This is a genomic window from Aliarcobacter faecis (assembly GCF_013201705.1).
GTDB classification, from domain to species: domain Bacteria; phylum Campylobacterota; class Campylobacteria; order Campylobacterales; family Arcobacteraceae; genus Aliarcobacter; species Aliarcobacter faecis.
In genome coordinates this window covers 190,652-209,031 of record NZ_CP053837.1, presented here as the reverse complement: position 1 = coordinate 209,031, position 18,380 = coordinate 190,652, and the positions used below count along the sequence as shown (strand labels likewise).

The 18,380-nt window shown below is 27.4% G+C and carries 21 protein-coding genes and 1 pseudogene; 5 read left to right on the top strand and 17 right to left on the bottom strand.

Going from position 1 to position 18,380, the window contains the following annotated elements; genetic code table 11:
* Nucleotides 1-3 precede the first annotated feature (3 nt).
* The 7 genes from hisC to gap all read right to left on the bottom strand — a co-directional run bounded on the left by hisC (nucleotide 4) and on the right by gap (nucleotide 7,396).
* The gene (gene hisC, locus AFAEC_RS01060; RefSeq protein ID WP_026806671.1) at nucleotides 4-1,107 is read right to left on the bottom strand and encodes a histidinol-phosphate transaminase; all 1,104 of its coding nucleotides are present in this window, start codon (nucleotides 1,105-1,107) and stop codon (nucleotides 4-6) included.
* 16 nt (nucleotides 1,108-1,123) lie between these two features.
* Entirely contained in the window at nucleotides 1,124-2,203 is a 1,080-nt protein-coding gene (gene pheA, locus AFAEC_RS01055) for a chorismate mutase (RefSeq protein ID WP_026806672.1), read from the bottom strand.
* A 13-nt stretch (nucleotides 2,204-2,216) separates the two neighbouring features.
* A complete protein-coding gene (gene lysA, locus AFAEC_RS01050) occupies nucleotides 2,217-3,425 on the bottom strand; it encodes a diaminopimelate decarboxylase (RefSeq protein ID WP_026806673.1) in 1,209 nt (402 codons plus the stop codon).
* 226 nt (nucleotides 3,426-3,651) lie between these two features.
* Nucleotides 3,652-4,476 (bottom strand): enoyl-ACP reductase FabI, encoded by an 825-nt coding sequence (gene fabI / locus AFAEC_RS01045; RefSeq protein WP_026806674.1) that lies wholly within the window; start codon nucleotides 4,474-4,476, stop codon nucleotides 3,652-3,654.
* A complete protein-coding gene (locus tag AFAEC_RS01040) occupies nucleotides 4,473-5,186 on the bottom strand; it encodes a triose-phosphate isomerase (RefSeq protein WP_026806675.1) in 714 nt (237 codons plus the stop codon). The genes fabI and AFAEC_RS01040 overlap by 4 nt, the downstream gene beginning before the upstream one ends.
* Complete coding sequence (locus tag AFAEC_RS01035) at nucleotides 5,187-6,389, bottom strand: phosphoglycerate kinase (RefSeq protein ID WP_026806676.1); 1,203 nt, start codon at nucleotides 6,387-6,389, stop codon at nucleotides 5,187-5,189. It abuts the gene before it with no gap.
* Nucleotides 6,390-6,397: 8 nt separating this feature from the next.
* Nucleotides 6,398-7,396 carry a type I glyceraldehyde-3-phosphate dehydrogenase gene (gap, locus tag AFAEC_RS01030; protein ID WP_026806677.1) on the bottom strand — a complete coding sequence of 333 codons (999 nt, stop codon included), beginning with the start codon at nucleotides 7,394-7,396 and terminating at the stop codon, nucleotides 6,398-6,400.
* Nucleotides 7,397-7,486: 90 nt separating this feature from the next.
* Here gap and nadD point away from each other — a divergent pair.
* The 3 genes and pseudogenes from nadD to AFAEC_RS01020 form a co-directional block, all read left to right on the top strand.
* Nucleotides 7,487-8,029, top strand: a pseudogene (nadD, locus tag AFAEC_RS12360) (nicotinate (nicotinamide) nucleotide adenylyltransferase); the annotation flags it as partial.
* Nucleotides 8,024-8,350, top strand: a complete 327-nt coding sequence (rsfS, locus tag AFAEC_RS12355; protein ID WP_306459101.1) for a ribosome silencing factor — start codon at nucleotides 8,024-8,026, stop codon at nucleotides 8,348-8,350. The pseudogene nadD and the gene rsfS, both read left to right, overlap by 6 nt.
* Before the next feature lie 37 nt (nucleotides 8,351-8,387).
* Nucleotides 8,388-9,122 (top strand): NAD-dependent epimerase/dehydratase family protein, encoded by a 735-nt coding sequence (locus tag AFAEC_RS01020; protein WP_026806679.1) that lies wholly within the window; start codon nucleotides 8,388-8,390, stop codon nucleotides 9,120-9,122.
* A gap of 23 nt (nucleotides 9,123-9,145) precedes the next feature.
* Here AFAEC_RS01020 and argS read toward each other — a convergent pair whose 3' ends face one another.
* The 10 genes from argS to AFAEC_RS00970 are packed head-to-tail and all read right to left on the bottom strand — an operon-like array spanning nucleotide 9,146 to nucleotide 16,643.
* Nucleotides 9,146-10,735, bottom strand: a complete 1,590-nt coding sequence (gene argS / locus AFAEC_RS01015; RefSeq protein ID WP_026806680.1) for an arginine--tRNA ligase — start codon at nucleotides 10,733-10,735, stop codon at nucleotides 9,146-9,148.
* A gap of 10 nt (nucleotides 10,736-10,745) precedes the next feature.
* Complete coding sequence (tatA, locus tag AFAEC_RS01010) at nucleotides 10,746-10,964, bottom strand: twin-arginine translocase TatA/TatE family subunit (protein WP_026806681.1); 219 nt, start codon at nucleotides 10,962-10,964, stop codon at nucleotides 10,746-10,748.
* A 19-nt stretch (nucleotides 10,965-10,983) separates the two neighbouring features.
* Nucleotides 10,984-11,205, bottom strand: coding sequence for a twin-arginine translocase TatA/TatE family subunit (locus tag AFAEC_RS01005; protein ID WP_026806682.1), 222 nt, complete (start codon nucleotides 11,203-11,205; stop codon nucleotides 10,984-10,986).
* Between the two features lie 59 nt (nucleotides 11,206-11,264).
* Complete coding sequence (gene crcB, locus AFAEC_RS01000; RefSeq protein WP_026806683.1) at nucleotides 11,265-11,651, bottom strand: fluoride efflux transporter CrcB; 387 nt, start codon at nucleotides 11,649-11,651, stop codon at nucleotides 11,265-11,267.
* The gene (locus AFAEC_RS00995; RefSeq protein ID WP_026806684.1) at nucleotides 11,641-12,327 is read right to left on the bottom strand and encodes a lysophospholipid acyltransferase family protein; all 687 of its coding nucleotides are present in this window, start codon (nucleotides 12,325-12,327) and stop codon (nucleotides 11,641-11,643) included. The genes crcB and AFAEC_RS00995 overlap by 11 nt, the downstream gene beginning before the upstream one ends.
* A complete protein-coding gene (locus AFAEC_RS00990) occupies nucleotides 12,314-13,384 on the bottom strand; it encodes a hypothetical protein (RefSeq protein ID WP_026806685.1) in 1,071 nt (356 codons plus the stop codon). Before AFAEC_RS00990 ends, AFAEC_RS00995 begins: the two co-directional genes overlap by 14 nt.
* Nucleotides 13,385-13,408: 24 nt before the next feature.
* A complete protein-coding gene (gene purQ, locus AFAEC_RS00985; protein ID WP_026806686.1) occupies nucleotides 13,409-14,080 on the bottom strand; it encodes a phosphoribosylformylglycinamidine synthase subunit PurQ in 672 nt (223 codons plus the stop codon).
* Between the two features lie 2 nt (nucleotides 14,081-14,082).
* On the bottom strand, nucleotides 14,083-14,328 hold the full coding sequence (purS, locus tag AFAEC_RS00980) for a phosphoribosylformylglycinamidine synthase subunit PurS (protein ID WP_026806687.1): 246 nt from the start codon (nucleotides 14,326-14,328) through the stop codon (nucleotides 14,083-14,085).
* A gap of 48 nt (nucleotides 14,329-14,376) precedes the next feature.
* The gene (locus AFAEC_RS00975; protein WP_026806688.1) at nucleotides 14,377-15,330 is read right to left on the bottom strand and encodes a phosphoribosylaminoimidazolesuccinocarboxamide synthase; all 954 of its coding nucleotides are present in this window, start codon (nucleotides 15,328-15,330) and stop codon (nucleotides 14,377-14,379) included.
* A 14-nt stretch (nucleotides 15,331-15,344) separates the two neighbouring features.
* Nucleotides 15,345-16,643, bottom strand: a complete 1,299-nt coding sequence (locus AFAEC_RS00970; RefSeq protein WP_026806689.1) for a S41 family peptidase — start codon at nucleotides 16,641-16,643, stop codon at nucleotides 15,345-15,347.
* Between the two features lie 114 nt (nucleotides 16,644-16,757).
* On the opposite strand from AFAEC_RS00970, the gene AFAEC_RS00965 reads away from it, so the two are divergent.
* Both AFAEC_RS00965 and AFAEC_RS00960 read left to right on the top strand, forming a co-directional pair.
* Nucleotides 16,758-17,336, top strand: coding sequence for a hypothetical protein (locus AFAEC_RS00965; protein WP_026806690.1), 579 nt, complete (start codon nucleotides 16,758-16,760; stop codon nucleotides 17,334-17,336).
* An 8-nt stretch (nucleotides 17,337-17,344) separates the two neighbouring features.
* On the top strand, nucleotides 17,345-18,328 hold the full coding sequence (locus tag AFAEC_RS00960; RefSeq protein ID WP_026806691.1) for a hypothetical protein: 984 nt from the start codon (nucleotides 17,345-17,347) through the stop codon (nucleotides 18,326-18,328).
* The last annotated feature ends 52 nt before the right edge of the window (nucleotides 18,329-18,380 follow it).

Below are 18,380 nucleotides of genomic sequence, written 5' to 3'. Positions count from 1 at the left end.
CTCTTATTTTAACTCTTCTAAAACTTCATCTAAAAGTTTAAATAACTTTGTATTTTGCTCACTTGAACCAATTGTTACTCTTATTGCATTTAATCCATAACCTGTTAAATCTCTTACTATCATTCCTCGCTCTAAAAGTTTTTGAGAAACAGTTTTTGAAACAAAGTCTTTAAATAAAATTGTAATAAAATTTGTATAAGAAGGAATATACTCAAACCCTTTTTGCTTTGCATACTCTTCATATCTTTTCATTTCTGAAAAGTTTTTAGCAATACAATCTTGTACAAACTCTTCGTCTTTTAATGCTTCAATAGCTGCTGCTAAACTTAGAGTTGTAATATTAAAAGGAGCTCTTATTTTGTAAAAAGTAGATATGATATCCTCTTTTGCTAAACCATAACCAACTCTCATTCCACCAAGAGCATAAGCTTTAGAGAATGTTCCAAGATATATAGCATTTGGAAAACTATTAATCAAATCTTTTGGGCAAATTCTTTTGTTTTCATCTTTAAAAGCAGCATACTCTTGATATGCTCCATCAACTACAACTAGAGTATCTTTATCAATAGTTCTTAAAAATTCATAAACTTCATTTTTATCTAAACACTCTCCTAAAGGGTTATTTGGAATACATAAAAATATAATATCTGCACCATATTTTTTATAAAGGTCACTAAACTCTTTTAAATTATGTTGACTAGATTCTGTTTTAATAATATTTGCATCAACCTGTTTTGCATAAATCTCATACATAGCAAAAGTTGTTTTTGCCATTAAAACATTTGAACCTTTTTGACATTTTGCATGAATACAGAACTCCAAAATTTGATCACTTCCAGAGCCAATAATTACATTCTTACTCTCTAAATCGAACTTATTTGCTAAGGTCTCTTTTAGTTCAAACATAGAATCATCAGGATACAAATACATATTTTTTACTAAACTCTCTATTTTTGCTACAACTTTAGGGCTTGTTCCATATGGATTTTCATTTGAAGCTAGTTTTACTACCTCTTTTGGGTCTATTCCATACTCTCTTACAACTAACTCTATTGGTTTACCTGCTTCATAAGTTGAAAGATTTTTTAATACTTCATTAAATTTCATTTTTTATCCTTATTGTCTAAATATCTTTTATCTCTTTTACATAAGAGCCCAAAACTTTTATACTATTTTTATGTTTTTCAAGAACTTTTTTAACATTATCATCATCTTTATGTCCATCAAAATCTATAAAAAATATTGAATTCCCTTCAACAATATGAGATTTTATTTTTGTTAAATTTATTCCTAAATCATTAAAATCATTTAAAAATTTTACCAGTGCTCCTTGAGTATCTGGAAGATTCACTAAAATTGAAGTTTTATCATTTCCACTTGGTAAATTTTCAAAATCACTTAAAATAAAAAATCTAGTTTTATTATTGTCTTTATCCTCTATATTTTCAAATAAAATTGGAAGATTATATAATTTTGCAGCTACATGTGGAGAAATAGCTGCACTATTTGGCTCAATAGCTGCTAGTTTTGCAGCTTTTGTAGTTGACTCAACTGGGATTAATTCAACCTCATCAAGTCCAAAATTTGTTAAAAATTTTCTACACTGATCAAATGCTATATCTTTTGAATATATTTTTTTAATATCACTTATCTTATCACAAGTTGTCGCTAAAGTATGATGAATGTTTAGTACAATTTCAGCAATAATTTTTGAATTAAAATTACTAAATCCACCTATTGTATCATTTACAATTCCATTTGAAGAGTTCTCTATAGGAACAACTCCATATTTTATCTTTTTTGATTCTAACTCTTTAAATATTCCTTTAATAGAACTAATAGAGACATAAGAACTCATAGCCCCAAATCTAGCTTCTGCTGCTTGATGAGTAAAACTTCCTTGTGGTCCTAAATATCCAATATTTTCAGGTAATTCAAGATTTCTTGATATTGCAAAAATTTCTAAAAATAGTGCTTCTATAGCACTTCTATTTAGAAATCCTTTTTTCTCTTTATTTATTTTTTCAAGTCTATCTATAATAGATTTTTCTCTCTCTGGTCTATAAATAGCTCCTCCACTTTGAGCTTTTATAACTCCAACTTGATGAACAAGATTCATTCTTTCATTTAATAAATCTAATAATTTATTATCTATATCATCCAGTTTATTTCTAATCTCTACTAATCCATCTTCAATAGCCATTTTTTGCCCTTTTTTATTTTATAAACTCTATCTCATGTGCAATTAAATCTTCAAAGTTTTCTCTTCTTCTAATTAGTCTATCAACTCCACCTTCAATAGCAATTTCAGCAACTCTTCCTCTTGTATTATAGTTACTTGCCATCGTAAATCCATAAGCTCCAGCACTATAAATAGCAACTAAATCATTGTGTGAAGTTTTCGGAAGCTCTATATTTTTTGCAAAAAAATCTCCACTTTCACAAACTGGTCCAACTATATTACAATCACTAAAATCTTTATTATCATTTAAAACTTCGATTTTATGATAAGCTCCATAAAGAGCAGGTCTAATTAAGTCATTCATAGCCCCATCAACAATAACAAATCTTTTATTCCCATTTATTTTTTCATATAAAACTTTTGTTACAAAAACTCCTGAATTTCCAACTATAAATCTTCCAGGTTCACAAATAACTGTTAAATCAAGTCCAAACATAACATCTAAAATTGATTGAGCATACTCATAAGTATCAATTAGTTTCTCATCTTTATAAACAATTCCTAATCCTCCACCAACATCCATAAAAGACAACTCAATTTTTATTGCTTTTAAATTTCTAACTAAATCAGCTACTATTTTTACAGCATCTTTAATTGGTTGAAGTTGTGTAAGTTGAGATCCAATATGACAATGAATTCCTGTAGGCTCTAAAAACTCACTATTTTTACATTGTATATACATTCTTTTAGCTGTATCAATATCTACTCCAAATTTATTTTCATGAAGCCCTGTTGAGATATATGGATGAGTTTTTGGATCAATATTTGGATTTACTCTTATAGAAATTCTTGCAACTTTTCCTAACTCTTTTGCAATTATTTCAACTCTATTTAACTCTTCAGCACTTTCAACATTTATAAGTAAAATATCTAGTTCTAAAGCCTCTTTTATCTCATCATCACTTTTTCCAACACCTGAAAAAATAATTTTGTAAGCAGGAACACCTACTTTTAATGCTCTTTTAACTTCACCAATACTAACACAATCAGCTCCAGCACCTAAATTTGCAAGATGTTTTATAACACTTAAATTTGAATTTGCTTTAACAGCATAAGCTATTAGAGATTTTCTTGCTCTAAATGACTCTTTTAACTCTGTATATTGTTTTGTAATATAATCAAAATCATATACATAATATGGCGTTTGGTATTTATTTGCTAAGTTTTTGAAATCTATATTCATATTCGTCCTAAATTGTTAAAATTTTCTAATTATCTGAGATTTTTAATTCTCTTAAAATTATTAAAAATAGTAAAACAATTTAAACTTACTATTTTTAATAACTTTCTCAATTTTAAAACTTTAAAAAAAAAGTAAAGAAAAAAAAGAGATTTCTTCGCAAATTTACTAATAAATAAGCAAGAAAATCTTTTCTTCAACAAATAAATCTACAAAAACTTATACTTTTTTATTTATCTGTTCCATTCCAAGCAATTCTTGGTTTTCCTTCATCAAACTCAACTGCTGGCATTCCCATAATATTAAATCCACTATCAACATAGTGAATTTCACCTGTTACTGCACTACTTAAATCACTTAATAAATACATACCAGAATTTCCAACTTCATCAATAGTTACATTTTTCTTTAAAGGTGAATGTGCTTCATTCCACTTTAACATAAATCTAAAATCACCAATTCCAGCAGCAGCTAAAGTTTTAATAGGTCCTGCACTAATAGCATTTACTCTTGTTCCATCTTTTCCTAAATCTTCAGCTAAATATTTTGTAGTCATCTCTAAAGCTGCTTTTGCAACTCCCATAAGATTGTAGTTTGGAATATATTTCGCCCCACCATAATATGTTAGAGTCAAAATTGAAGAGTTAGAAGATAAAAGTGGTTTTAGCTCTCTTGTAACTTCAATCAAAGAGTAAACAGATATATCCATAGCTATATCAAATGCCTCTTTAGAAATATTATAAAATCTTCCACTAAGTCCCTCTTTTGGAGCAAAAGCAATTGAGTGAACAATAAAATCAATCTCACCTAAATCTTTTTGTAAAGACTCTCTTAAGGCAACTATCTCTTCAGGTTTTGAAACATCACATGGATATACTAAATCTTCACTTCCAAACTCAGCTGCTATTGGTTCAACTCTTTTTTTAAGTGCATCATTTAAGTATGTAAAAGCTATTTTTGCACCTTGAGCAGCACAAGCTTTTGCTATACCATAAGCAATAGATTTATCATTTGCAACACCTAAGATAACACCTTTTTTACCTTTCATTATCATTTTAAATCCTTTGTATTCTCTATTATTTGTATAAAATCTTCTACTTTCCAAGAAGCTGTTCCTATTAATGCTCCATCAACATTTGCTATTTGACAAATATCTCTTACATTTTCTACTTTTACACTTCCACCATAAAGTAGTGGTTTAGAGATTTTCTCTTTTATTGCACTATGAATTTTTTCTATATCTTCATTTGTTGCAGTAACTCCTGTTCCAATTGCCCAAACAGGTTCATAAGCTAAAATCAAATTAGAGTAATTTATATCAATCCCAATAAATTGTTCAAAAATATACTCTAAAATTTTCTCTAATCCTTGATTTTTAACCTCTAAAGGTTCTCCTATGCAATAAACTATTTTAAATCCTTGTTGTTTATAAAACTCATATTTTTTTGCTATATCTTCTTGAGATTCACTTAAAATATGTCTTCTTTCACTATGTCCAATTAAAATAGTTTTTATATTAAACTCTTCAAGTTGTTCTAAACCAATTTCACCTGTAAAAGAGCCATTATTAGTACAATAAGCATTTTGTGCTCCAATTTCAAGACTAGAAACTGTATAAAAACTATCAAATGAAGTTGAAGTAGGGAAAACTAAAACTTCATTTTTTATACTACTATTTTTTAAATAATTATTTAGTTTTTCTATATACTCTTTTGTAGTTTTTCTTGTATGATTTGTCTTAAAATTGCTAGCAATTATTGGCATTTATTTATCATCCTCAATAACCAAAGCCTTAACTCCTGGTAAAATTTTCCCTTCAATTAATTCTAATGATGCTCCACCACCTGTAGAGATAAATGTCATATCAGCTTCATCTCCAGTAATTCTTACTAAGTCAGCAGTATCTCCACCACCAACAACAGTCGTTGCATAAGAACTAGCTACTGCATGAGAAATTTTTGTACTACCTTTAGCAAATTTTTCCATCTCATAAACACCCATTGGTCCATTCCATAAAATAGTATTTGCATCACTTAAAACTTCACTAAATAATAAAGCTGTTGCAGGTCCAATATCTAATCCCATCCAAGATTTTGGCATCTCTTGAACAGGAACTATTTTTGCAATAGCTTCAGCATCAAAAGCTTCTGCTGCAACAATATCAACTGGAAGATATAGTTTTACACCTTTTTGTTTTGCTAAATCCATAATCTTAATGGCTTCAGGTATTAAATCCTCTTCAACAAGTGATTTTCCTATTTCATGCCCTAAAGCTTTTAAAAATGTAAATGCCATTCCACCACCAATAACTATCTTATCAACCTTTGGAACAAGATTATATAAGGCTTCAAGTTTTCCAGATACTTTTGAACCACCAACTATTGATACAAAAGGTCTTTTTGGATTTTCAACAATATGGTGAAAGAATTTAATCTCTTTTGCCAATAAAAACCCAGCAGCTTTATGTTTTACATCAAAATATTTAGCAATTCCTTCAACAGAAGAGTGAGCTCTATGAGAAACTCCAAAAGCATCATTTATATAAACATCAGCCATACTTGCTAGTTTTTTACTAAGTTCTTCATCATTTTTTGTCTCACCAACTTCAAATCGCATATTTTCTAAAAGCATAATCTCTCCAGCTTTTAACTCTTTAGCCATTTTTAAAGTTTCATCACAAACTACATTTGGAGCTAATTTTATCTCTTGTTTTAACAAAATATGTAATCTTTTTGCTACTGGAGCAAGTGAATATTTCTCTTCAAATCCACCTTTTGGTCTTCCAAAATGAGAAGCTAAAATTACTGAACAATCATTATCTATACAATATCTAATCGTATTTAATGCACTTCTTATTCTTCTATCATCTGTGATATTATTATATTCATCTACTGGAACATTAAAATCACATCTTATAAATACTTTTTTACTAGCAATATCAATATTTTTTATCTCTTGAAGTTTCATCTTTTCCCTTATTTATTTGCTACATAAACAGCTAAATCAACTAGTCTTGCAGAGTATCCCCACTCATTGTCATACCAGCTCATAACTTTTATCATATTTCCACCAATTACTTGTGTTAAATCACTAGCAATAATTGTAGAGTTTGTATTTCCAATAATATCACTAGATACTAACATATCATTATCAACACTTACAACTCCAGCTAACTCTTTTGATTTTTGAGTAAATAGTGCATTTATCTCCTCTTTTGTTGTATCTTTTTTAATTAAAAAGTTTACATCTACCATAGAAACATTTGGAGTTGGAACTCTTACACTTTGTCCATGAAGTTTTCCATCAAGTTGAGGCATAATTAGCTTCATAGCTTTTGCTGCTCCTGTACTTGTAGGTATCATATTAGAAGCCCCTGCTCTTGCTCTTCTTTTATCTGATTTATGTTTTACATCTAAGATATTTTGGTCATTTGTATATGAGTGAATAGTTGTCATTAAACCCTTTTCAATTCCAAAAGCATCATCAATAATTTTTGCTATTGGTCCAAGACAATTTGTAGTACAAGAAGCATTTGAAACAATTTTTTCTCCCGAATAAGTAGCTTCATTTACACCAATTACATAAGTTTTTGTATCATCTTTTGCTGGAGCTGACATTACAACTTTTTTAGCACCATTATCTATATGAATTTGACAAGACTCTTTAGTTAAATATGCACCTGTACACTCTAAAACAATCTCTGCTCCACAATCTTTAGTAAATGTTAATTCACTTGCATCTCTAGTTGAATATAGTTTTGCATTAATTTTCCCCATTCTCAAATAACCATTTTCAACTTTAACCTCACCATCAAAAGTTCCATGAACAGTATCATATTTTGTAATATATTCAAGCATATCTGGTTTTGCAGTATCGTTGATTGCAACTAACTCAACATCATCTCTAGTAGCAATAATTCTAGCTACACATCTTCCTATCCTTCCAAATCCATTTATTGCAACTTTAATAGCCATTTATTCCCTTTATAAAAATTCTAAATAGCAAATATTTTATCCAAAAATTGCTATAATAATATTTAATTATAAAACAAAGGCAAAAAATAATTGAAAATTGCAATTTTTGGTGGCAGTTTTGATCCTGTTCATATAGCACATAAAGCTATAGTTGAAACAGCATTAGAAAAGCTTGATATTGATAAGTTAATCATAGTTCCTACATATCTAAACCCTTTTAAAAAAGATTTTTTATTTAAACCAAAAGAGAGATTTGAACTTCTTAAAAAAGTTTTTAAAAATAATAAAAGAGTACAAATAAGTGATTTTGAAATAAATCAAGAAAAACTAAGCTTTACTTATGAGACAATTAGGTATATTAAAAACTTATATAAACCTAGTAAAATCTATTTTATAATAGGTGAAGATAATCTAAAATCTCTTCATAGATGGCATAATATAGATGAATTAAAAGAAAATTTAGAGTTTGTTGTAGCAAAAAGAGAAGGCTATAATTTAATATCAAATGAGTTTAAAACTCTTGATATAAATATAGATATTAGCTCTACAAAACTAAGAAACGAACTAGATTTAAACTTTGTGCCAAAAGAGATTTGGCAAGATTTAATAAATTTAAAAAGGAAAAATTTGAACAATAGAATAGAAAATATAAAAGCAATTTTAGAAGATAAAAAAGCTACAGATATAGAAGTTTTTGATTTAACTTCTAAAGATTATTTAGTTGATTATGTTGTAATTGCTACAACTTTAAATCCAAAACATGGTAATGCACTACTAGATCATTTAAAAATTGATTTAAAACCAAAAGGTGAAGAATTTTTAAGAGTTGATGAAGATGATAACTGGACTGTTATTGATTTAGGTGATATTTTTATTCATTTAATGAGTGAGAAATATAGAGAAAAATATAATCTTGAAGAGTTTTTAGAGAGTTTTATAAAACCTAAAAATTAAAACTTTTCTTCCAACTAAAACTTAAAAAGGAACTAAAATGAGTGAAAATAAAGTAGCATTTATTGCTGGTGCTTCTGGAGTAATAGGAAAAAATATATGTAAACTTTTAGTTAAAGATGGTTGGAAAGTTTATGGAACTACAAGAAGTAAAAATAAAATAGAATCTTTAAATAAACTTGGTATAGAACCTATAATAGTTGATGTATATGATGAAAAAAAGATTGAAGAGATTATAGTTTCAATCAAACCAAAGATTGTATTTCACCAATTAACAGACCTTCCTCTTGGATTAGATCCAGATAAAATGGAAAAAGCTTTAGAAAGTAATGCTAGATTAAGAGAAATTGGGACAAAGAATTTAGTAAATGCATCAAAAAAGGCTGGAATAGAAAAAATGATTGCTCAAAGTATAGCTTTTGTTTATGAACCATCAGCTTTACCTCATACAGAAGATTCTGCATTATTAAATTTTTCAGATCCAGTTTATGGAACTACATCAAAAGCTGTTGCAAGTTTAGAAGAACAAGTATTAAATGCACCTTTTATTGGAATTATACTTAGAAATGGTCTTTTATATGGTAATGAAACTGGTTTTGATAAACCAGTCGATTATGTTCCACCTGTACATATAGAAGCTGCTGCTTATGCAGCATTTTTAGCCATTAATTGTGATAAAAACAGTATTTATAATATTGCTAATGATGATGAAAGACTCTCAACAATAAAAGCGAAAAATGAGCTTAAATGGAGTCCTGACTTAAGATTAAATTAGTATATTTTAGAAACAAAAAGAGATTACATAATCTCTTTTGCTTCAATTCCAAGAAGTTTAAGCCCTACTTTTAAACTTAGTTTAGCCATACTTAAAACTTTTAAGTAAGTTTTTTCTTCACTACTTCCTATAATTTTATGCTCATTATAAAATTTATGTACACTTGAAGCTAAATTGTATAAATACTCAGTAATTTTTTGCATATCTCTTTTTGCAAATGAATCTTCCAAAACTGACTTTAATAATAAAGATTCATATGCTAAGTTAAAAGCTTCAATATTTATATTTTCAAAACTCTCATTTAAAATATCATCTATATTTAAATTTGATTTTACAAAAAGTTGATTTATTCTAGCATGTGCATAATTTATATAAAAAATTGGATTTGATGAGTCTTGATTTTTTAACATATCAATATCAAACTCTAAATGAGTATCACTTTTTTTAGTTAAAAATATAAATCTTAAAGCATCACTTCCTATTTCAGCTGTAATATCAGACATAAGTATTACATTTCCAGCCCTTTTACTCATCTTATATGGTTGTCCACCTTTTAAAAGTTGTACCATTTGAGATAAAATAACTTCAAGTTTTGATGAATCATTTCCTAAAAATTCAATAGCTGCTTTAACTCTTGTAATATATCCATGATGATCAGCTCCCCAAATATTTATATATTTATCAAAATCTCTATCAAATTTATTTTTATGATAAATTATATCTCCAGCAAGATATGTTGGAATACCATTATCCCGTACAACAACCCTATCACTATCATCTCCAAATTGTGTAGATTTTAAATAAATTTTATCCTCTTTTGCATAAAGTGAACCATTTTTCTCTAAAACCTCTTTTGTACTATTCCATGAACTATATAAAGATTTCTCAGATACAAAATTTTCAAAACTTATCCCTAAATCACCCAAATCTTTTATAATAATTTGCATAACTATATCTTTTGCAAAAATTGCCATCTCTTCAAATCTACTCTCATCATAGATAATCTCTTTTCCATATTTATCTATAATCTCTTGAGCAATTTCTACTAGATATTCTCCTCTATAATAACTTTCAGGATACTCTACTTCTTCTTTAAATAAAAAATCTCTAGCAGCTAAACTAACACTAATTCCTAAAAGTTGCATTTGAGCACCAGCATCATTTATATAGTATTCTGTTGTTATAGGATAACCTAGATATATTCCAACTTTATATAAAGTATCTCCAAATACCGCACCTCTTGCATGTCCTATGTGAAGTGGTCCTGTTGGATTTGCACTAACATACTCTAAAAGAATTTTTTCACTTTTAGAACTACCTTTAGCAAAATTATCTTTTTTGTCTAATGCTTCATTTGTAAGTTTTTCTATAAATTTTTTAGATAGTGTAAAATTTATAAAACCTTTTACAGCTTCAATTTTTTCAAATAGCTCTTCATTTTGTAGTTTTAAAACTAACTCTTGAGCTAAAATAATTGGAGATATTTTAAATTCTTTTGCTAATGAAAATGCAACAGGTGTTGCAAAATGTCCTAAACTAATATCTTTTGGTTTTTCAAGAACTATCTCTTTTTCTAGTATCTTTTCTATATACTCTTTAATAATATTTTGCAATGTTCTTCTCTTACGAATTTTTTGTTTCTTGATTTTGTTCTATATTCTTAGATTTTTCTTCTTCAGATTTTTTAGTAACAATCTCTTCTTCATCTTCTTTTATAGCTTTTTTGAAGTTTCTAATTCCACTTCCTAAACCTTTAGCTAACTCTGGAATCTTCTTACCACCAAATAAAATTAACACAATTAGAACTATTATTAATAGTTCCATTCCGCTTGGCATACTCATAAAAATCCTTTATATAAAACTATGATTGTTTCGTTTCATTTACTTTTGTATCAGCTTTTTTTTCATTCTCTTCTATTTTTGAAGCAGTTGCAACCTCTTCTTCATCTTCTTTCACTGCTTTTTTAAAGTTTTTAATACCACTTCCTAAACCTTTAGCTAATTCTGGTATTTTTTTACCACCAAATAAAATTAATACGATTAAAACAATTATTAATAATTGCATTCCACTTGGCATATGCATAAACTATCCTTTTTTTTGATATTAGAAATATTATAACTTCATATTGCTTAAATTTTTTTCTATTTGAAAATTATTTGAGCTATTTTTACACCTATACCAACAGCAAAAAGTGAGCCAAAGAGGTTTGATACTATATTTAACACTGCAAGATTTAAAGATGTTCCAAATAGTAAATAACTATCTATAGCGAAAGTAGAAAAGGTTGTTAAACCTCCTAAAAATCCAGTTATTAAAAGAAATCTTATATTATCAGAAATAATATAAGATGAAAAATAGATATATAAAAATCCAATAAAAAACGAACCTATAATATTTACAATAAGTATTCCCAGAGGAAAATCTACTGGATAATATTTTTGTTGAAAAAAAACTGTAAAATACCGTAAAACTGAACCTATTGCTCCACCAATTCCAACTGCTAAAACAGCTTGATAATTAGGAAACATAATTTTTATACTCTTTTTCGAAAACTTCTCTCATGTTTTTTTCTGTATCTTCATACCAAGATGTATCTTTACTAGCTTGTACTGGCTCTAAATATACAACTTTTACAATACCTGGAGAGGCTTCTACTTTTTGAGAATTTACTATATTTCTAGTATTAAACATAACAACTGGTTGAACTTTTAAATTAAACTTATTCCCAACCATTTTAGCTCCAACTTTGAACTCTCCCATATAAGTTCCATCACTTCTTGTTCCTTCTGGAAACATTGCAATTGGACGACCTAAATCTAATCTATTCTTTACATCAGCTAAAAGTTTAATAAGCCCTGCTTTATTCTCTCTATCAACACTTATCATTCGTGGTGCTTTTATAATGTGTCCAAAGAAAAATAGATCTGTTATCTCTTTTTTTGCAACCCAAGCAATATGCCTATTATGAATATGTTCCATTACAATAATATCTAGCATAGATTGATGATTTATTAAGATTAAATCACAACTTTCATCTAGCTTTCCTTCTGTCTCAAGTTTTATTCCAAGAAAAAACATTTGAACTTTCATCCAAATTTTTATAACTTTATGTGTATGATTTCTAAATAAATACATAAATAATACAACAATTGCAACTGTTATAGAAAATTGAATAAATACTATGATTCCTCTAATTTTTCTCAAAACTATCCTCCTTTATCCAGCCAATAAATCCATCTTCAATCCCTAAAACTTTTACAAACTGACCTTTTCTCTCCAATATCTCAACTTTTAACTCTTTATCAACTTTAAAAAATACTGTTGAATTTTTTGTTGGTAAAATATATACAAAAGAGTCTTGTTTTATCTTTCCTTTTTCATTTGGAAGATTATAAATTAGTGCAAAAATAAAAGTTATTAATACAAAAGGGATTAAAAATTTCTTTCTTTTCCAAATAAATAAAATTAAAAATAAAATAAAAACAACTGTTGAAGCCATCTTTTTATATTTTTCAAAAGTTGAATCGTTTGGATTTAAATCAGTTTGAGTACTTACAAGTTCATTTTGTAAAATCAAAGGGACTCTAATCTCTTTAAAAGAGTTAGTAGTAGAATTAAAATATGTAAAAGTAAGATTTTTATCATAAATTGGAGTTACAAAATAGTAAACTAAATTTTGAATATTTTCCCACTCTTTTATATTTGAAACACCTTGTTCTACAACATTATCTAAATTAAAATCTTCTAAATTAGAGTTTACAGCATCTATATCAATTATTGTTAAAGCTTCTTGATTATTATACTGTTTAGTTTTATAAGCTTTTAGAATTATATTATCTGCTATCACTTTTGAAAATCTATCATCACTTTTTCCAATATTTGAAAAAGTGATATTACTATTCTCTACTGTTGAAACATCAATAAGAGAATTAGAATCCCATAATTTTACTTCGATTATAGGTAGTCTAAAGTTTTGAGATTTCACCTTGAAATAAAAACTATTTTCATAAGTATCATTTGAAACTTTTTTCCAAGGAGAAGTTGGATTTAAAACTGTAATATTTGATTGATTTGAGAAATTTGTTGTAAGTGAAGTAAAATCATTTGTTGTAATTAAAGCTTTAACCTTTACTTCAAATTTTTGATTTTTATAGATATTTTTTGGTTCTTTTAAGATAGTTAAATATAGATTTTTTGCTGCAAATAAATTTATTGTAAAAAGTGTTAAGAAAGCTATTAGAAGTAGAGATAATTTCTTCATATTATCTAAAATAGAAGCTACCTTCTATTTTAAAAACCCTTTCAACATATTAATTCCATCTGTTGAACCTAAAATCTCTTCAATTGCTCGTTCAGGATGAGGCATTAACCCAAATACATTTCTCTCTTTATTACAAATTCCAGCAATATTTGAAACACTACCATTCATATTTGCTAATTCACCATCTTTTGTACAATATTTTAAAAGTATTTGATTATTAGCTTCAAGCTCTTTTAATCCAATTTCATCAATATAATAGTTTCCATCATGATGGGCAACTGGAATATTTACTACATCACCAACATTTAAAAGTTTTAAAAATTCATTATTGTTATCTAGAACTTTTAGATGATGATATTTTGAAATAAAGTGTAAAGTATCATTTCTTTTCATAGCTCCAGGTAAAAGTCCTGCCTCAAGTAAAATTTGAAAACCATTACAAATTCCTATAACTTTTCCACCATTTTGAGCAAAATTTTTAACATCTTCCATAATATTTGCAAATCTTGCAATTGCTCCACTTCTTAGATAATCTCCATAAGAAAATCCACCTGGAACAACTACTAAATCTGTATTTTCTGGAAGTTTATTCTCTTTATGCCAAACAACAAAAACTTCACAACCTAATTTAGTAAATGCATATTTTGCATCAAACTCACAGTTTGTTCCTGGAAATTGTAGAACTGCTACTTTCATAATTAACCTACTATTTCTATAGTATAATCTTCAATTACTGTATTAGCAAGAAGTTTTTCACACATTTTTGTAACTTCTTCTTTTGCTTTCTCTTTATCTGTTGAATTTAACTCAATAATTATTTGTTTTCCAACTCTAACATCAGAGATTAAATCTTTAAATCCCAAAGTTCCTAAAGCATGATTTATTGCTTTTCCTTGGTCATCTAAAACACCTTTTTTTAATCCTACATTTACAATTGCTTTCATATGCTATACACCTTTTATAATATTTTTTTGTTGATTATATCTAAAATTTTATTTGCTTAATCTTTCTAAAATTGTATTGTATCCACTCAAAATTTTATCTTTAATCTCTTGTGGAACATTAACTTCTAGTTTCTCTCCAGCTTTTAATGTTTTTGCTTTTTCTTTCCAATTCTCTTGTTTACCAAAATTTCTTAAAATTTGTTTATCCATAGAGATGAAATCACCCTTTTCAAAATCTTCTAAAGCTATAAATCTTGAACTTTCAGGAGTTAAAACTTCATCACCTAAAACCCAATAACCATTTTTATCTACAAATATTTCAAATTTTGTATCAACTACAACTATTCCTCTTGTTTTTGCGAAAGCTGTAAAATCATTAAATAATTTTTCTAAACTAGAAATTATTTCAGGAAATTTCTCTCTTACACTGCTTGTTTTTAAAGGCTCATCTTTAATACCTTTTGTTGTAGGAGTAAAAATTGCACTATCAAATTTGTGCCACTCTTGTAAATTTGAAGGTAAATTTAGTCCATAAGGATCAAGTCCATTTTTAATAGCTTCAAACAGTGAACCAGTTAGATAATTTCTAAAAATTAACTCAAACTGAACAACTTCACCATCAATTTCAGCTTCAAGTGGTTTACAAAGCTCCATCATTTGACATCTTTCAAACTCTTTTACACTACTTGGAACATTTTCATCTAAAATTGCTGTTCTAATTCCAGCTTTCTTTGCAAAATTTGCACCAAAATTTGAAATAGCTGTTTGAACTTTACCTTTTCCTTCTATTTGTAAATTTAATGGAATATCAAAAACAGATGTTCTATCACTTCTTACAAGTAAAACTTTTGCATTCTCACCTGGACAAGTATATAAATCTGCATTTTTCCCTATATAAAATAGATTATAACCTAAATTCTCTAACTCTTCTAAACCTTTGTTAGTTGTTGTTTTTTTACTATCTGGCCAAAGTCCTAATGCTTTAATATTTTCAATATTCATTTAATGTTCCTATATTATTTATTCATTATTATTAAACTTTTTAAAATTCCTAAAGATGTATTTAACTGATTATCTTCCATTAAATCATCTTTTGTGATAATTTTCTTACTTTCGTCTTTTATAGCTTTCTCTTCCTCTTTAATCTTTTCATCAACTTTATTTAATTCACCTTCAAGATGTTTTTTTAAGTCAGCTTCTTTTATCTTAATAGCACTATCATCACTTTTTGTAACCTTACCAGCACTTGCAATAATATCTGGAGTTACTCCTTCAGCTTGAATAGTTCTTCCACTTGGTAAATAATATTTTGCAATTGTAAGTTTTATATTCTCAGTTTTTTCATTATCAATTGGAAGTACAGCTTGAACTGAACCTTTTCCAAAAGTTTTTTCTCCAATTACAACTGCTCTTTTATGATCTTGTAAAGCACCACTAACAATCTCAGAAGCAGATGCTGATCCTTCATTTACAAGAACAACTAAAGGTAAATCTGTTTTAAAACCTAACTTACTTGCTTCAAATTTCTCTTCATCACTTGCATCTCTACCTTTTTGAGAAACAATAACTCCACTTTTTACAAACATATCAACAACACCAATTGCTTGATTTAAAAGACCCCCTGGGTTATTTCTCAAATCTAAAATTATCCCTTTAGCGTCTTTATTCTCTTTTATTGCTTTTTCTAACTCTGTTGATACTTTTGTATCAAAACTTGAAACTCTAAGATATAAGATATTTTCACCTTCAAGTTTTTTTGCAAAAACAGATTGCACTTTTATAATATCTCTTTTCATTTTTAATTCAATTGGTTTTGGATCACCTTTTCTCACTAAAGTAAGTTTAATATCAGTATTTGGCTCACCTCTCATCATACTTACAGCTTCATCTAAAGTCATCCCAATAGTAGAAGTTTCATTTATTTTTAAAATAATATCAAGTGATTTTACACCTGCTTTAAAAGCAGGTGTGTCATCAATGGGAGAGATAACTGTTAAAGCACCATCTCTCATACCAACAGTAATTCCAAGACCACCAAACTCGCCTTGAGTTTGAATATTCATCTCTCTACTAGCTTTTTTATCCAGATAACTTGAATGAGCATCGAGCTCTTGCATTAATCCTTTTAGAGCTTTATCTACAATTTCTTGTAATTTTATATCATCAACATAGTATTTTTCAACTGTTCCGATAACTTTTGTTAATTTTGATAGTGATTCAAATCTTGTTTGTGCAGGTTCTTCTACTTTTTCTTTTGCAAATAAACTAGAACTAAGCACAAATGCAATAGAAGTAGTAATTAATAATCTATTCATAATCTTTTCAACCTTTAAAATTTATAGCCCATTATTATACAAAAAAATTTATAAAAGTAATATTTTATTAAAATTTTTGTAATATATCAATTAGTTTTAAAAAAGGTTAATTAAATGAGCTTAAAAGAGAATGTTGATTATATAAAATCTGAATTAAGTAGTGAAGAGAAACTCCTTGAAGGTTTTGTAAAAAGTGAAAGATTTTTCAAGAAATATAAAAGCCTATTTTTAGCATTAATTATAGCTGTTATTCTTGGTTCAATTTTTTATGTTGTTAAAAAACATCTTGATGAATCAAATAAGTATGAATCGAATATACTTTTAAATAGTTATTTAGAAAAAGGTGATGAAAAAGCACTCGAAAGTCTAAAAGAGAAAAATAAAACTCTTTATGAAATTGCTTTATATTTAAAAGGAAAACAGAATGAAAAACCTGTTGAAATCTCTTTACCAATTTTAAAAGAGCTTTCAGAGTTTGAGATTGCAAAAAATAGCAATAATATTGAAGTATTAGATAAATTATCTATGAAAAGTGATTTTTTATTAAAAGATTATGCACTTTTTAATAAAGCTCTTATTTTAACAAATGAGGGAAAATATCAAGAAGCAAAAGATACTTTAGCTAAAATATCAAATGATTCAAGAACTATTGAATTAGTAAATTTATTAAACCACTATCTACTTACGAAATAAGGAAAAATATGAAATCTATATTAATTTCATCACTTGCTTTAATTTTATTTACAGCTTGCTCTGGTAAAAAATATTATGAACCAAAAGAGACAAGTAGTAATATTGAGCTAAACAAAAGCTCAATTGGTTCATCTATTAAATCATTTAATAGAGTTGGTGCAACTTTAGAAGATAATAAATTTGTAACAAAAGCTGGTGTCTCTACTATAGAACTTCCTAAAGGTTTTGAATTTTTAAACACAACAGAAGATGGAAAATTCATAGCAACAAACTACATTGATAAAATATTAATTGGAAATGAAGAAAAAGCTATGAAAGATCCAATTGTTGCAGCTTCAGTTAAAAATAATAAATTAGCAGTAGTTCACTCAAATAATACAATGGAGTTAATTGATTTAAATACAAATAAAACACTTTTTAAAGAGTATTTACCTCTATCTTTAGCAAATGATACAAGAATTGCAAATCCTATATTTTTTGGAAATTTAATTCTATTTCCTAGCTTAAATGGAAGAGTTTTAATAGTTTCTTCTATAAATAATGAACAAGTTAAGAATATTGCAGTTGATCATGAAAATGAGATAAATAACATAATCGAATTGAGTGTAATTGAAGATGAACAAACTTTAATTGTTGCAAGTCCAAATAAAATAGTGTCAATCTCACCAAAAGAGATTTTATCAAAAAGCTATAGAATAAGAGATGTTGTTGTTGCTGGAAAAGATATCTATATTGCTACAATTGATGGTCAATTAATAAAACTATCTTCAAATTTAGAAGAGATATCAAAGAAAAAATATAAATATGCAAAATTCCATGCATTAGCATTTACAAACTCTTTATATGCTGTTGAATCTCAAGGATTTTTAATAAATATAGATAAAGATTTTACAAAAGATACAGTTTATGATTTTAGCTTTGATAATGAAGAGAGAATGATAGCTATAGAAAACAGTATCTATTTTGGATCAAAACAAGTACTTCTTCCTTAATCATATTAAATATAGTGGTTTTTTAACCACTATATTTAAATTTTCAATCTCT